Source organism: Altererythrobacter sp. C41, from assembly GCF_016803135.1.
GTDB lineage: Bacteria > Pseudomonadota > Alphaproteobacteria > Sphingomonadales > Sphingomonadaceae > Pelagerythrobacter.
In genome coordinates this window covers 13,240-25,993 of record NZ_JAEVFE010000010.1, presented here as the reverse complement: position 1 = coordinate 25,993, position 12,754 = coordinate 13,240, and the positions used below count along the sequence as shown (strand labels likewise).

Below are 12,754 nucleotides of genomic sequence, written 5' to 3'. Positions count from 1 at the left end.
GCTGGAACTCCGAAGCGCGAGCAGGGGAATCGGACTAGGAGCGACTCCCAACAGCGTTGCATTTATCGCAACGCGCTCCTTCCGACTCTGCGATGGCAATGCGGCGTCAGATGCTCGAAGCCGGGCCGGTCGGAAGGTCGTTCCTTCAGGCACCTCTCCTATGACTTTGGCTGGAGGCGTTACGACGTCTCCAGCTTTTTTGTGGGGAGCCGTGCCTCGCTTTCCTTGCGTGTCTCCTCGATGATCCAGCCGTAGAACCGGTCGATCGCGTGGACGCTGCCCGATGCGGGTTTCGCTGCAATCGCGTAGCTGAACGGCGTGCGGACATATTCGCCGAATGGCCGAACCAGACCCACGGCATTTCCGTAGAAGTTGACCATATCCTCAAGCACGAGCGCCATTCCCAGTCCGCTCTGCGCAGCCGCAATCAGCAGCGGACCGTCGTCGAACGAGTCGATCGTCAGATCGGCATCCTTCGGTAGCTTCAGGTCGGCTGCCCAGGTTTGGAGGATGTGCGGCAAATGGCGATGCACGAGCAGCGGCGTCTTGCGCAAGGCCGCCTTCACGCCATCCAGGGGATCCACGACTCCCTCCCGCGCGACAAGGAAGGCTCCCTGGGGACGCAGCTTCTCGAACTCGACACGCTCCGCGCCGTCTTCAGCGAAGAAGATGATCATATCGAGACTTTCGCCCAGCTTCTCAATCGGAGAGCCGGATGTGTCCAATCGAAGATCGATGTCGGGGTTGCTCTTGCGAAAGCGATCGAGGCGAGGGATCAGCCAAGCCGTGGCGAACGAGGTCGGAACGCCAACGACCAGTCCCTTCTTTCCCGGCGTGCCGCGCCGCTCGAAGGCAGACACGATCTCATCGAAGGACTGTTCGATCTCAGCGAACAATCGGCGGCCCTCGTCGTTCAGGCGGTATTCGTTGCCCCCACGGCTGAAGAGCGCGCGCCCCGCGTGCAGTTCGAGCTTCTGAACGCGGCGGCTCAGGGCAGATACCGATAGATTGAGGTCCTCCGACGCTTTTCGAAGAGACCCAGCGCGTGCGGCCGCGATAAACGCTTCCAGAGAGCCGGTCGGGGGTAGGCGGCGAATGACAAGTTCCTCGGTTGCTGATCCGCTATGTGCGAAGCACGCTGCATTGCACAATTTTGCGTTGAGCGCGTATCATTCAAGCGGACATCTGTCATCGCCCGCAAGTAATTGTGGAATAACAGTCCTCTTTCCGTGCTTACCGGAATCGCAAGGCCCATTGCCCCCTTTGCGATGGAACGCCGCAAGCCTCCTTTTACACTGCAGCGCAGCATGAAAGGAAGCTCATAATGCCAAGTTCCAAGGTTCTCCTCGTCGCCGGACTGTTGGCCGTGTCCGCGTCCTCCGCCGCCAATGCACGCGAGCGGGTCGACTTCTCCTTTCGGGAGGATGAGCTAGCGACACCCGCTGCGCGCGAGTTGCTGCTCGCCCGCATCGAAAGAACGTCGGTGCAATCCTGCGACAGAGCTTCCATACTCGCGACAAAAGCCGCGAAGCAGTATTGCGCCGACGATCTCACCGAGCAATTTGTCAACGCAATCGCCAACGACGCCCTTTCGTTGCTCGCAGAATCTAAAGCTCGGGCAGCTTTCCGGACTGCCCGTCGATAACGCGCACCTTAATGAACTTAATGCGTCGGCGTGCGAGCCCCTGCCAGAGCCAGCGTTGTTCAACGAGGCGTCGTGACGGCGCGAAGCATGGGGCGCGCGCGCCGAATGGGAACTGGCTCGCGGCCGATCGACTGTTTCCCGACCTTCGATACAGCAGATCGGACAGTCGCTTCCCCACTCACCTCCGCCTGCCGCGCCTATCTGAGAAGCACAGCCCCTTTCGATGAGCCATTCCCGGCCGTTAAACAACGGCTATGCCGGCGAAAGATATGGCGCTGTCATCGCGCGGTTGCGTAAGTCTGGACGACTCCATCGCGCAGCCCTGCCAACGCGGGAGCATCATGCCAGCGCCCGGCTGTCATGACGCCGAGCGGTCGCTGCAGCACCGATAAGTCGTCGAGAGGATTTGCCGAAACCAGGAGCAGATCTGCGCGGCTCCCTTCCGCAATCATCCCGAACGGTTCGCTTTGCGGGCGGGTACGTTTGATGAACAGGCCGGGCTGGCGCGTTGCTGTCGCAAGCACCTCGTAGCGGCTTATTCCCGCCGCTTCGAGCGCAGCGAGATTCCGGTGCAGAGCGTCACCAGCTATAAGCCCAGCGATCGTCGGTGCGTCCGTACCTGCAATCAGCGGCACGCCCGAAGCGGCGAGCGCATGTACGAAGCGGCCCAGAAATGCAGCTCTGCGATCGAGGCTGCCCGTGCGTCGTTGATAGCCGCTGCGTCGCCAGTCGATACGATCACCCGGAGACAGATAACGTGCCGCCGGCAGTCGCAGATAATCCTGGACCTGTTCTGGCTTACCCCATTGCGCCGCGATCGCCTGATAGGTGGCAAGATCGGCAGTGACCGTAGTTCCGCTTCGCTTCAGGAAAGCGACGGCGCGAGAGATTTCAGAATCGTCGGGCGCTGCCTGCGGATCGCCGTCTTCCGGCAGACGGAAGAAGCCGTAAAGAAACTCCTCAAGATGAGCGACCATGCCTTGGCCGTGGGCGATCTGCCGTTCGAGACCCGTGCTTTCGACGTTGTGACCAACGATAGACAGGCCTGACGACGTGGCTTCGTCAGCGAGTGCGGCAAATGTCTCGGCCGAAAGCCCACTGTAGACCTTGATAAAGTCATAGCCGTTCGCCTTGGCGAGCTGGACCACCCAACGCGCCGCTTCCGGCGACGGCACGACCAAATGGCCATAGCGTTCAGAGCCATCAACGGCCAAGGCTGCGAATACGCGTGGACCGGGAAGAGTACCCCGTTCCACCGCGGCCCGCGTGCGGCCCACAATCGCATTGGGCGCCTCACCCATATCGAGGACCGTGGTGACTCCGCTAGCAAGCAACGTCGCCAGCATTTCGTGATCGCGAACATGCACGTGCATATCGGCGAGCCCGGGAAGCAGATAGGCAGTGCCGCCGCCATCAATGACCTGAGCGTTTTTCGGTGCTGTCAGGCGCGGCGCAAGTGCAGCGATCCGACCGTTCCGGACCAGGACCGAGTGACCGCGAAGCACTCGTTCCTGGTCCATCGGTACAACGTTCACGTTGACGAACAGGATGTCGGGCGCAGACTGCGCCGCAGCGGGTGTCCCGATCAGCGCGCCCAGGATCGCGACGAGGATGACGGCCCAGAAGCGGGCAAAGATCCGGGGCATATGCAGTCTACTTGCGGGGAGGGTGCTCATGAATGGCGCATAGCACGTTAGTGCCCCACCTCGGCAACCGGTCTGAAGCCCAATGCGCTTCTCAAACACGTCCGCTCTTCTGAGTGAGCCTCTCGAAGCGGTCGGTCAACTCACAGCCCGAATTCCTCTGCTGGAGCACGAATGTAGGGCAGGTTGCAGTAGATTAACTCGAGCTAGCGAATGTCAGCTATGTCGGTGGCACCTGACCGGCCAGTCCTTGGATTGAATGCCAACTTCCCGCTCTCGCCGCCTGGAAACGTTTGGGCCGAAGGTGCCCAGAAGTGACCTCGCGCCTCGGCTCGCAAGAACGTACTTACGAAGATTGGCTCCTAGCTCCGTCGCCATTTCCCGGAGGCGCCTGGTTCGAACCCTGCTGTACCAGCGGGGCAATCCGCCAAATCGTATTGGAGAGGTCATCTGCGACGATCAGCGCGCCGCGAGGGTCGACACTCACCCCAACGGGTCGACCCCGCGTCTTGCCGTCTTCACCCATGAAGTTGGTGACGAAATCGACCGGCTGTCCGGCTGGACGGCCACCGCGGAATGGGATGAAGACCACCTTGTAGCCCGACGGATTGGCGCGGTTCCAGCTACCATGCATGCCCACGAAGACGCCGTCGGCAAAGCGCGGGCCCATCGCGGGGCTCGAGAAGGCGAGACCGAGCGGCGCAGTGTGGGAGCCGAGGCTGTAATCGGGGCGCACGGCAGAGGCGACCTTCTCCGGCTTCTCGGGACGGACGCGCGGATCGACGTTCTCGCCCCAGTAGGAATAGGGCCAGCCGTAGAACGCCCCTTGGCGCACTGAGGTGAGATAATCCGGCACGAGGTCCGGGCCCAGTTCGTCCCGCTCGTTGACTACCGCCCAAAGCTGGCCGAGGCTCGGCCCGATCGCCAGCGCCGTTGGATTGCGCAGGCCGGAGGCGAAGACACGGTGCAGACCCGTCTCGGCATCGACCTGCCAGATGACCGCGCGGTCTTCCTCCACGCTCATGCCCCGTTCGCCGACATTGCTGTTCGACCCGATCCCGACGTACAGGTAGCGCCCCTCTGGACCGGCCGTTAGTGCCTTGGTCCAGTGATGATTGATTTCCGAGGGCAGCTTCGTCACCTCCACCGGAGGACCACTCGCGCGGACTTGACCGGGCGTGTAATCGAAGCGGACCAGCGCATCCTGGTTGGCGACGAACAGGCGATTTCCGATGAGCGCGAGGCCATATGGCGCGTTCAAGTTCTCGGCGAAGATCGCGCGACCTTCGTATACACCATCGCCGTCTGCATCGCGCAGAAGCGTCAGGCGGTCGCCGCCTTTCACCGCGCTGGTGCCCTGTTTCTTGATGTAGCCGGCGATCAGATCCTTGGGTGTGAGGATCGGCGCGCCGCCGCCTTTGCCTTCGGCAATCAGAATGTCGCCGTTGGGCAGAACCAGCGTCTGGCGCGGTATCTTCAAATCGGACGCGATTGCTGTGACCGAATATCCTTCCGGCACGACCGGCCGCTCTTCGCCCCAGTTCACGGGATCGGCGATGTTCATCGCCGGAAGCAGCCCACGATGCGGCTCCGGAAGTTGCGGCGCGGCGCCGTACTCGACAGGGTCCGTCTCGCCGCCGCCGCATGCGGAAAGGAGCAAGGCCGCAGCGAGCGCCGCGGAGATCGGCAGGGTCCTCATGCGCGGCGCTCCGATCCGCTACCTGAATAGGCGGCCCAATTCGCCGCCACGACGAGGATCAAGGTGATGATGGAGAGGATCAGGCTGCCCGGCATGGCCGCCCAGGCATCCCTGGCGAGGAACAGCGCGGTTATGAACCCGAAGACAAATGCAGCCAGTACCAAGCCCAGAGAAATCCATCCTCGCCGCCCGCGATGGGAAAAAAGCCCCACGCCGGTCCAGACGAGGGCCGCGCCGACGAACACCAAGCCTCCTGCCACAAGCCACGAGGCGAAATTCGTCCACTGGATCTCATAGGTGGTCGCGTATGCCCAGTTGCAGAGCACCGCTCCCAGGAAAAGCGGTATCGGCGACGCGAGCAGTATCGCGTAAAGCGGATTAATTAGCCGGTGTGCTCCCACGCCTTCCCCGGTCTGCATTGATATGCTCCTGCTCCGCCCGATGACTTCGCTTACGACGACAAGCGCGATCGGCCCCGATCACTTTCCATCGTGCATGGCGACTCTAGGGGCAATGCAGACAGGGCCACGCGAGTTCCGCATCGAGCCACTTGGCTGGGTCCGCCTCCCATGGGCTTGGATGCGGACAATCTCCTCACCGCCCGGCTGCCAACCTCCGCGCGTGCCTGAATGAATGACCGCTTCGACGGCTAATCAGAGGCGGGAGTGGACGCTATGCCGGTGGACCTGTTCCCATTCTGGCAATGAGGGGCCCGTCCCAACCGATTGTCCTTTCCGCCGTTCCGCCGCATCCTGAAAAGGTGAGGTGCGAGCTGGTTGACCTTGAGGATTCCTATGACCGTATCGCTTTATGATCTGAGCGTACCGACCTTTCTCCAGACCGTGCGGGCCATCGGCGGCTTTCTCGGAATGGCGGCCGAGTATTGTGCCGAAACCGGCCGCAATCCCGACGATTTTGTCACTGAGCGTCTCTATCCGGACATGGCGCCGTTCCATTTCCAGATCGAGGCTGCGTGGCACCACTCGGCATGGGGTGTGGAGACACTGCTCACGGGCGCGTTCACCCCGCCGGAACTGGGAGGGGAAGTGCCGTTCGCACGATTGCAGGCAATGATCGTTGAGGGAGAACGACAGTTAATGGCCTTCACACGGGAGGAGATTGACGCGTGCGCGGGCAAGACGCTGGACATGCAGATCGGGCCGCGTCGACTAGCTTTTGCGGCGGAGAACTTCATCCTCTCGTTCTCTCTCCCCAACTTCCACTTCCACGCGGTCACCGCCTATGACATCCTGCGCTCGCGCGGTGTGCCGATCGGCAAGCGGGACTACGAAGGCCGGCTGCGCACCATATCAGCCTAGCTCGAGCGCTCCCTTCGCCTGTTTTTCGAGAAGCAACGGCTTTGCCGGCGAACATCATCCGTTCAGTGCATCAGAGCATCTTTTCCATTTGCAGCAGAGGCACTTGCACACCATCGATCTCGGCGAACTGAAGCGTCGACTTGGGCGAGTAGCCGCAGCTCTCATACAGCGGCACGCCGGCGGCGGTCGCCATCAACTCGGCCCGGCGGTAACCGGCCGAACGCGCCGCCTGTTCGCACAGCTGGATGATACGTTTGCCGATGCCGCACCGCTTGAAGTCGGGATCCGTGTACATCGCACGTATCTTCGCAGCACCGTTTTCTGGATCCACGATTGATGGCTCGCGCGCGATGATACTCTCATCGCCTCCATAGAGTGTCTCACGAAAACTCCAGCCGCCGCATCCGGCGATGCGATCGCCAGATTCGACCACGAAATATGTGCCATCGCGTATGAGCAGGCTATCGAGCCCCATCACCTTGTGACTGGCAGCCACCTGTTCTGCGGTAAGGAATTCGGTCTGCAGATGCGTGATCGATCGGATCATCACGCGATGCAAAGCGTCCAGATCATCCAGTCTGGCCACGCGGTCGATGAAATGGGCGGTCATCAGGGCATTTATGTGCAAACGCGGCCAAAGATCAAAACGCCTCGCCGCGTGCGATGGAATACGAATGGCCACTTTGCCGACGGGCGCCTCTGATCGCGAGCGCCGCGGACGGTCAGCGCTTTAGGTTCCAAGCTAGAGAGTCTGCCCGACCGCGCCCCGCCAACGACGGTACCATGCGTCGCCTCTTGTCGCGGGCTACTCGGCGAATACTCCCCATCGTCGATCGACCAGGTTCCTGTTCTTGTTTCCGTTTTTTTCCTCTTCGTCCGCCCGCTCGCTCGCTGCTATTTGCATGGCAGCGCGTCCATCCGGGCTGAAATATATAAAGGACCTGACGGCGAGTGTCGGCAAGGGCTTCGTCGGAGCGAGAACGATCGTATTGCCGATGATGCGCTCTATGGCCTCGCGCCCCGTCAATGTGGGCTCTTTCGACTGGCCGTGGGCGCTGACGGGAAGCAGGAGCGAGAGCGCCAAAGGTGCGAGGAGAAGGGATTTTTTCACGGGCCGGGCGTATCGGGGCGCTACTTGCCTTGCAACAACAACTGCTGTCAGCTGCCGTCCTGCCTCTCAATCCCAATCGAGACCGCTGTCAGGGATTCTCGGCAGGATGACCTTGCCGTCGTTCGAGAGGATTCCCGTCTCCGGAGTTCGCGCCAGTTTCGCCATCACCCTGGGTGGGCATTGCAGGTGCTCGATCCGCGCCGCGATCCGCAGCACATCGCGGATGGGCGCCAGGACATAGGGAAACAGGACATTTCCGTAAAAGCACGGATCGTGGTCGCCCAATATCGCTGAGCGCTGGTCCAGCAGGTCGAGCGCTGCCGTCACGTCCCTGCGGCCGGCGACGAGATACAGCTTGAGGTCCAGCGCATCGAGCGAACCGAACTGCATCCCCTCCGGCGCGCCGCGCACGTAATCGAGATAGCGATCCAGCGTGCTCTCGGCATAGGCTAGATCGCCCTGGCGGATCGCATCCTTCACAACGGCTTCGCTATGGTTGGAAAACGCCCATCCGTTGCGCTCGCCATCCGGGCGGGTCAGCAGCGGGCGTGCCTGCTCCAGCACGGCCCGCGCCTCGTTGCGCTGTCCCGCGCCCAGCAGAAGGTCGGTCCGTTTCGCAAGAGCAAAGGCCATCCGGAAATCGCGGTCGTATCCGCCCAGCGCATCGATGACAGCGATCTCTTTCGCATTGGCGGCGAGTGCGGCTTCCCACCGCTGCTCTTCCCCCAGCAGGGCCGCCTGCCGGTGATAGACCTTCATCAGAATATGCGTCTGCAGGGGCCATTCGGGCTCACCGATCAGGTCGATCAGTTGATCGGCGTAGCCGAGGGCAAGGCGGCGGTTGGCCTGCGGATCGCCGGATGGCTCCCCGGCCGCGAAATCCATTCGCAGGAACAACTGATATGCTTGCAACACGGGCCAGCAGGTCAACGCGACCTCTTCCAGCCGGGTTTCATGCGTTTCGGCACAACTGGTGACGTCGCTACGCTGCTCTGGCGGAATGTCATGCTTCAGGAGAGGGGGATCGCTCCATTCCAGCAGCGTTTGCCCCGGCTTCGGCGGTTCGTGCGGGAAGACTGACTGTGCCGATGCCGGAAGTGCGGTCAGCGCGAGGATGGCGAACAGAAGGTGGCGGGGGCGGCGACCCATCTTCAGCCTGTGCGCACATTCGATAGGCGGGCCATCCTCGTCACGCGGTATCCTCGCGGGCGAGGTGATCGAGGATCAGTTGCCGCGTGATCCGCTGATTGTCCGGATCCCGGTCGAATTGCGGCATGCCCGTTGGGATACGGCCGGAAAGCGCCAGATCAGTCTGCGTGGCTAGCCACTGCGTAAAACCGGGCCCATCGGGAAAGGAAAAAAGAGATTCTCTCGGCAGGCTGTCGAGCGAGCGGGCAAGGAAGAATTCGCCCGTTGCATGATCGTGGAAAAGACCGTGCCCGGTATAATCCCGATGGGCCCGAACAATCGCCCCCAAGCCGTCGAACCATTGGTTCTCTTTCAGAAACCGCGCGGCAGCATGTGCCAGCTCGTCTCCGAAGGGCGTGACGTCTAGCTGTTTTGCGCGCTCGGCATTCATTTGGGACTGCCGATCCGTTGCAGGACCGCTCCGCTTATGCCGAGTGGGACCACGATGATCTCTCCATGTTCCCCCGCGACCAATCCCTGCTGATGGAACGGTTCGATTTCGCTCGGTTCGTAGACGTACTGGAAACTGTTAGGGCCACCCGCGACTGCGTCGAAAGCAGCGAGGCGCAGTTCGTCTCCCATGCGGACGATCCAGCGCTTGCCCGGGTTCCAGACGATCCCTTTGGGTATCAGCAGGAGGCCGTCGTCCAGCGAGCTTCGGACATTGATGTGTTCACCTTCCCCGATGAAGAGGCCACGCGCTGCGTCTCCCTCCGGCGTGCGGATATCCACACGCAGTCCCACCGAGGGATCGCGCCGCGCCTCGATCAGATTGATACGGGGGGCTCTGGCTGGCTGTTCGAACAGATGCACGGTTCCGTTCTCGACGCGCCACCGGCCTGACAGGCTGGTTTCGGTCGTCCTGGTTCCATCTTCGCGTTCGAAAAGCCGTTCGTTCGCGCGCATGTGTTGTTCAAAGCGTCCGTCCGCATCGAGGCGGAGCGTGATCGCGATACCTTCTTCGCTGCATCGGTAGGTGCCGGGCAAGGGTGGTTCGTCCCCCGCGATATTGGCGTGCTGGATCAATTCCGGTCCTGCGCACAACAGTGGCCCGCTATCCGGATTGGCCAGTGCCGGCGCTGTCGCCGCAAGAGCGACCAGGCACAGAATGTGGAATGTCGTGGCGGCATTCATTCGCGTGGCTCTCCGCGCACCAACCGAGCCTTCGCATGTTCGACCTTTCCATTATCGCCGTATATATAGAGGTCATCCCCCTTCATTCGGAAAAGGCCGCAGTCCTTGCGCGCGCCGGGATCGAGGGTTTCGGTGATGCATAGCCTCTGGCGTTCGTCGACAGACCATCTGATGCGCCCGGGGCTGGCGTCCGGCAGCATTTCGCGAAAGATCGCTGTTCCATCTTCTTTCAGGTGCAGATAGCCGTAGGCCCCGCCCGTCTCGCCGGGCGCGCTCACAATAAGCGTATTGCCGTTCAGCAGAGCGATCAGTTCACGACCCGATGCTTCCTCAATCGTTATCTCGTCCGTGTCACCGGCCACGGAAGCCGCCGGAGGGAACAGGATTGCGCAGGCAAAGGCGGCGGCGACTGCGCAGCGCTGCACAGATGGAATGCGACGGGCCCTCATGGTCGATCGCCGGCGAATTCATGATCGACCAGGCTCATATCACTGCACGCCGGCCTCGAGCGTGAACTGAGTGGTGGTGCCGCCCTTGGACAGGGAAAAGCCTCCATTCGCCTCTGCCTTCTCGTCGAGACACAGTTCCGCCCCGCTATTGCCCGATTTCATGCAGAGCTGCCCGTCACGCCGCAGCCATTGCCCCTGCTCGACGGGCTTCGGCACGTTGTCCTGCATATCCGAATAGGTGCCGTCCTCGCTGAAAATCATGCGATGGCTGGAACCGTCCGCGGCTTCATAGGCGTAAATGCCGGGCTTCATCGGCCCTTCGCCCTGTTCGTTCCCGCATCCGGCCAGCAGCACTGCGGATAGGAGAAGCGGACCAGTCAGTAATAGTTTCGGCAAATTGGCCTCCTTGACAGGCGAGTGGGGGAAGACGGCGAGGATCAGAGTGTCGCGGACCGGCATGCGCAGCGCCAGGCGCTGACGCTCAACCCAGCATTCCGATGAAGAATCCAATCGCCGCGAATATCAGGCCGAAGACGATCGCATTATGTTTGAACGACTTGTGCGGACCGAAAGGTGCGGCATCGGGATCGCTGCCCTTGCCGGCGAGGAATGCCTCCTTGCGCTTCTGGTGTCCTGCCTGCGGATTCGGCATACGAAATGCCATCGCGACGGCTGGTCCGCCTAGAAGCCCCATGATGAGGGCCATGATGATCGATGCCATTCGTTCACTCCCTTCATTGATGTTTGTCGGGCAGGCATCTGCATGGTGTCAACCGTTCGCCGGCGCGTCCGCGGGTCTTCTTGCGACGCTACCTTCCATCCTGGCCCGATGTCTGCTCGGTCTGCGGTTCCCTTGGCGAAATTTCTCACGCGAAACCGGCGTATAATTGCAGCCGACGAAAAGCGTTTCAGAGATTGTCATCCCTTCGGCTTCCTTCCCCTCGTATCTGCGCATCCAATCAGGCTGCTTCTCAGCAAGAAAGAGGGCGGTGGCGAACGCCATATGCGGGTCGCGGGATCGGCATGACAAGGCTTCTGAAAGTGTTCCCGGAGTCAAAGGGGCATCGACCGGACGCGAATCCTGCGCGATCTCGACGAGTTGCCGGAGCGATCCGCCTCGTCGCCGCTTTGTGCTCGCGTCGGGGTGCCGCACACGGCATTGAGAGACAGGAAGGCCGCTATCGGCGGATGCGGAATGAGCGAACGGTCCCATCATTGTGCGACAAAGCGCATGCTAATTAATTCAACACCCTGACCGGCTCACTGTCAGCCTTTTGGTAGCTTATGAAGGTAGGGCAAGTTTCGACGGCTCGATCTGGGGCCGGCAACGACCGTTTTGTCGGCGGCGGCCGCAGGCCTCACGACGCTCAGCCGTCCGCTACGATCGAATGCTCAAGCCGCACGTCGTCGAGCAGCCGCTCGATCGCGGCGCGCTGCGAAATGGTGCCACTCAGTCTGAAATCCCAATTGCAATGGGGATGCGTCGTCGTGTCGCGCACGATCGCCTTACCAAGCGCCCGACGCCATGCCTGCGAGGTCCCGCCTCTCTCCCGGATAAGGCGTGTGATAAGCAGCTGTTCAAGATCGGAGGCAGTCATACCCACCGCTTAGCCGCTGTTGATGGCCAGGCAAGCCGACGTTCGCGCGCCAGCTTGGTGAATCAACGCCGGCTTTGAGGATCAGCCACGCGTCGGCGATGTCGGCGGAGACTGATGCCGGGCACGATCTAGCGTCGACCGGAAGCAGCCCGCTGATTGGTCGCCGAGAGCCGCCCGTCGGCTCGACAACGCTCGAGCTCGTCTTGCAACGTCTGGACCAATCGAGCAGCCGGCATGGCGCGAGCTAACGGCGCACCTTGTCCGGCCCACTGGGCACCAAATCCATGCTCGCCTTTTGTCTTGGCTGCAGCGTGAAGAGCTTTCCCGGCATCGTAGGCTATCGGAGCTTCAAAGGCCATCGGCGAAGCGGTTAAGGAGCAAGCAGCGGACAGGGCGAAGTCATTCTCAGATGGCAGGACGATGGCCTGGGTGACGCTGGGACGCTATTCTGATTTTAAGTCAAACCAGCGGTTCAACTTCCTCTCGATGCATCTCCTGTGGTGTCCAATGCCGCGTCTGCGAGCCGCTGTGTGAATGGCCTCGCCTCCAACGCTTCGAGCGCCTGCCGCAAGAGAGGCTCTAGAGCGCATGGCAACTCGGCGTCGAGCGATGCTGCCGCTGCTGCGGTAATCGCCCACCGCTTCCGGAGAGCGGGTTCCAGCTTGTGGGTTTTGTCGGATGGATGGACCACGCGCTCTCGGCGGTCATGGCCCGGTCTTAGCTCAACCCAGCCTTCCCGCTGGAGCTGCGACACCGTCTGGCTCAAGGCCGAATGGCTGACGCCGGCCTGCCGGGCGATGTCCCTGATCGGCATCGGGCCCGCGTCCAGGAGCAGCCTGATAACGGGCGTGTAGCGCGGTCGGAAATCCAGGCCGGCCTCACGATAGGCGTTCTCCACCGCACCATCGAGCGCATCGATGAGGCGGCGCAGCAGTGTGCCCAAGGTAGCTTGATGTCTCTGCATATGC

General features: G+C 61.7%; 16 protein-coding genes and 2 pseudogenes. 2 read left to right on the top strand and 16 right to left on the bottom strand.

Going from position 1 to position 12,754, the window contains the following annotated elements:
• Window positions 1-179: 179 nt before the first annotated feature.
• Window positions 180-896 (bottom strand): LysR substrate-binding domain-containing protein, encoded by a 717-nt coding sequence (locus tag JNO53_RS13645; protein ID WP_238401926.1) that lies wholly within the window; start codon window positions 894-896, stop codon window positions 180-182.
• A 15-nt stretch (window positions 897-911) separates the two neighbouring features.
• Window positions 912-1,151 (bottom strand): annotated as a pseudogene (locus JNO53_RS15600) (helix-turn-helix domain-containing protein); the annotation flags it as partial.
• A gap of 173 nt (window positions 1,152-1,324) precedes the next feature.
• Here JNO53_RS15600 and JNO53_RS13640 point away from each other — a divergent pair.
• A complete protein-coding gene (locus JNO53_RS13640; RefSeq protein ID WP_203112485.1) occupies window positions 1,325-1,645 on the top strand; it encodes a UrcA family protein in 321 nt (106 codons plus the stop codon).
• A gap of 278 nt (window positions 1,646-1,923) precedes the next feature.
• Here JNO53_RS13640 and JNO53_RS13635 read toward each other — a convergent pair whose 3' ends face one another.
• The 3 genes from JNO53_RS13635 to JNO53_RS13625 form a co-directional block, all read right to left on the bottom strand.
• A complete protein-coding gene (locus JNO53_RS13635; RefSeq protein ID WP_203112482.1) occupies window positions 1,924-3,291 on the bottom strand; it encodes an amidohydrolase family protein in 1,368 nt (455 codons plus the stop codon).
• 343 nt (window positions 3,292-3,634) lie between these two features.
• Window positions 3,635-4,987: a PQQ-dependent sugar dehydrogenase gene (locus JNO53_RS13630; RefSeq protein WP_203112470.1), complete on the bottom strand. Its 1,353-nt coding sequence runs from the start codon at window positions 4,985-4,987 to the stop codon at window positions 3,635-3,637.
• Entirely contained in the window at window positions 4,984-5,406 is a 423-nt protein-coding gene (locus tag JNO53_RS13625; RefSeq protein WP_238401925.1) for a hypothetical protein, read from the bottom strand. Before JNO53_RS13625 ends, JNO53_RS13630 begins: the two co-directional genes overlap by 4 nt.
• Before the next feature lie 375 nt (window positions 5,407-5,781).
• Between JNO53_RS13625 and JNO53_RS13620 the strand changes: the two genes are divergently transcribed.
• The gene (locus JNO53_RS13620; protein ID WP_203112467.1) at window positions 5,782-6,306 is read left to right on the top strand and encodes a DUF1993 domain-containing protein; all 525 of its coding nucleotides are present in this window, start codon (window positions 5,782-5,784) and stop codon (window positions 6,304-6,306) included.
• A gap of 70 nt (window positions 6,307-6,376) precedes the next feature.
• Here JNO53_RS13620 and JNO53_RS13615 read toward each other — a convergent pair whose 3' ends face one another.
• From JNO53_RS13615 to JNO53_RS13570, 11 genes and pseudogenes are all read right to left on the bottom strand, one after another.
• On the bottom strand, window positions 6,377-6,916 hold the full coding sequence (locus JNO53_RS13615; protein ID WP_203112464.1) for a GNAT family N-acetyltransferase: 540 nt from the start codon (window positions 6,914-6,916) through the stop codon (window positions 6,377-6,379).
• 195 nt (window positions 6,917-7,111) lie between these two features.
• On the bottom strand, window positions 7,112-7,417 hold the full coding sequence (locus JNO53_RS13610) for a hypothetical protein (protein WP_203112461.1): 306 nt from the start codon (window positions 7,415-7,417) through the stop codon (window positions 7,112-7,114).
• Between the two features lie 66 nt (window positions 7,418-7,483).
• On the bottom strand, window positions 7,484-8,566 hold the full coding sequence (locus JNO53_RS13605) for a hypothetical protein (RefSeq protein ID WP_203112458.1): 1,083 nt from the start codon (window positions 8,564-8,566) through the stop codon (window positions 7,484-7,486).
• Between the two features lie 40 nt (window positions 8,567-8,606).
• Complete coding sequence (locus tag JNO53_RS13600) at window positions 8,607-8,996, bottom strand: hypothetical protein (protein ID WP_203112455.1); 390 nt, start codon at window positions 8,994-8,996, stop codon at window positions 8,607-8,609.
• A complete protein-coding gene (locus JNO53_RS13595) occupies window positions 8,993-9,739 on the bottom strand; it encodes a hypothetical protein (RefSeq protein WP_203112452.1) in 747 nt (248 codons plus the stop codon). Before JNO53_RS13595 ends, JNO53_RS13600 begins: the two co-directional genes overlap by 4 nt.
• A complete protein-coding gene (locus JNO53_RS13590; protein WP_203112448.1) occupies window positions 9,736-10,101 on the bottom strand; it encodes a hypothetical protein in 366 nt (121 codons plus the stop codon). Before JNO53_RS13590 ends, JNO53_RS13595 begins: the two co-directional genes overlap by 4 nt.
• Window positions 10,102-10,227: 126 nt before the next feature.
• Window positions 10,228-10,647, bottom strand: a complete 420-nt coding sequence (locus JNO53_RS13585; protein ID WP_203112445.1) for a hypothetical protein — start codon at window positions 10,645-10,647, stop codon at window positions 10,228-10,230.
• 22 nt (window positions 10,648-10,669) lie between these two features.
• The gene (locus JNO53_RS13580; RefSeq protein WP_203112442.1) at window positions 10,670-10,909 is read right to left on the bottom strand and encodes a hypothetical protein; all 240 of its coding nucleotides are present in this window, start codon (window positions 10,907-10,909) and stop codon (window positions 10,670-10,672) included.
• 646 nt (window positions 10,910-11,555) lie between these two features.
• Window positions 11,556-11,786, bottom strand: coding sequence for a hypothetical protein (locus JNO53_RS13575; RefSeq protein WP_203112439.1), 231 nt, complete (start codon window positions 11,784-11,786; stop codon window positions 11,556-11,558).
• 128 nt (window positions 11,787-11,914) lie between these two features.
• A pseudogene (locus tag JNO53_RS15400) lies at window positions 11,915-12,130 on the bottom strand (hypothetical protein); the annotation flags it as partial.
• Between the two features lie 128 nt (window positions 12,131-12,258).
• The gene (locus tag JNO53_RS13570; RefSeq protein WP_238401924.1) at window positions 12,259-12,729 is read right to left on the bottom strand and encodes a MarR family winged helix-turn-helix transcriptional regulator; all 471 of its coding nucleotides are present in this window, start codon (window positions 12,727-12,729) and stop codon (window positions 12,259-12,261) included.
• Window positions 12,730-12,754: the final 25 nt, after the last annotated feature.

Excerpts from the sequence above, each read along its gene's own strand:
- JNO53_RS13640 (WP_203112485.1), top strand. The coding sequence starts at position 1,325 with ATGCCAAGTTCCAAGGTTCTCCTCGTCGCCGGACTGTTGGCCGTGTCC.
- JNO53_RS13635 (WP_203112482.1), bottom strand. The coding sequence starts at position 3,291 with ATGCCCCGGATCTTTGCCCGCTTCTGGGCCGTCATCCTCGTCGCGATC.
- JNO53_RS13630 (WP_203112470.1), bottom strand. The coding sequence starts at position 4,987 with ATGAGGACCCTGCCGATCTCCGCGGCGCTCGCTGCGGCCTTGCTCCTT.
- JNO53_RS13625 (WP_238401925.1), bottom strand. The coding sequence starts at position 5,406 with ATGCAGACCGGGGAAGGCGTGGGAGCACACCGGCTAATTAATCCGCTT.
- JNO53_RS13620 (WP_203112467.1), top strand. The coding sequence starts at position 5,782 with ATGACCGTATCGCTTTATGATCTGAGCGTACCGACCTTTCTCCAGACC.
- JNO53_RS13615 (WP_203112464.1), bottom strand. The coding sequence starts at position 6,916 with ATGACCGCCCATTTCATCGACCGCGTGGCCAGACTGGATGATCTGGAC.
- JNO53_RS13605 (WP_203112458.1), bottom strand. The coding sequence starts at position 8,566 with ATGGGTCGCCGCCCCCGCCACCTTCTGTTCGCCATCCTCGCGCTGACC.
- JNO53_RS13600 (WP_203112455.1), bottom strand. The coding sequence starts at position 8,996 with ATGAATGCCGAGCGCGCAAAACAGCTAGACGTCACGCCCTTCGGAGAC.
- JNO53_RS13595 (WP_203112452.1), bottom strand. The coding sequence starts at position 9,739 with ATGAATGCCGCCACGACATTCCACATTCTGTGCCTGGTCGCTCTTGCG.
- JNO53_RS13585 (WP_203112445.1), bottom strand. The coding sequence starts at position 10,647 with ATGCCGGTCCGCGACACTCTGATCCTCGCCGTCTTCCCCCACTCGCCT.
- JNO53_RS13580 (WP_203112442.1), bottom strand. The coding sequence starts at position 10,909 with ATGGCATCGATCATCATGGCCCTCATCATGGGGCTTCTAGGCGGACCA.
- JNO53_RS13575 (WP_203112439.1), bottom strand. The coding sequence starts at position 11,786 with ATGACTGCCTCCGATCTTGAACAGCTGCTTATCACACGCCTTATCCGG.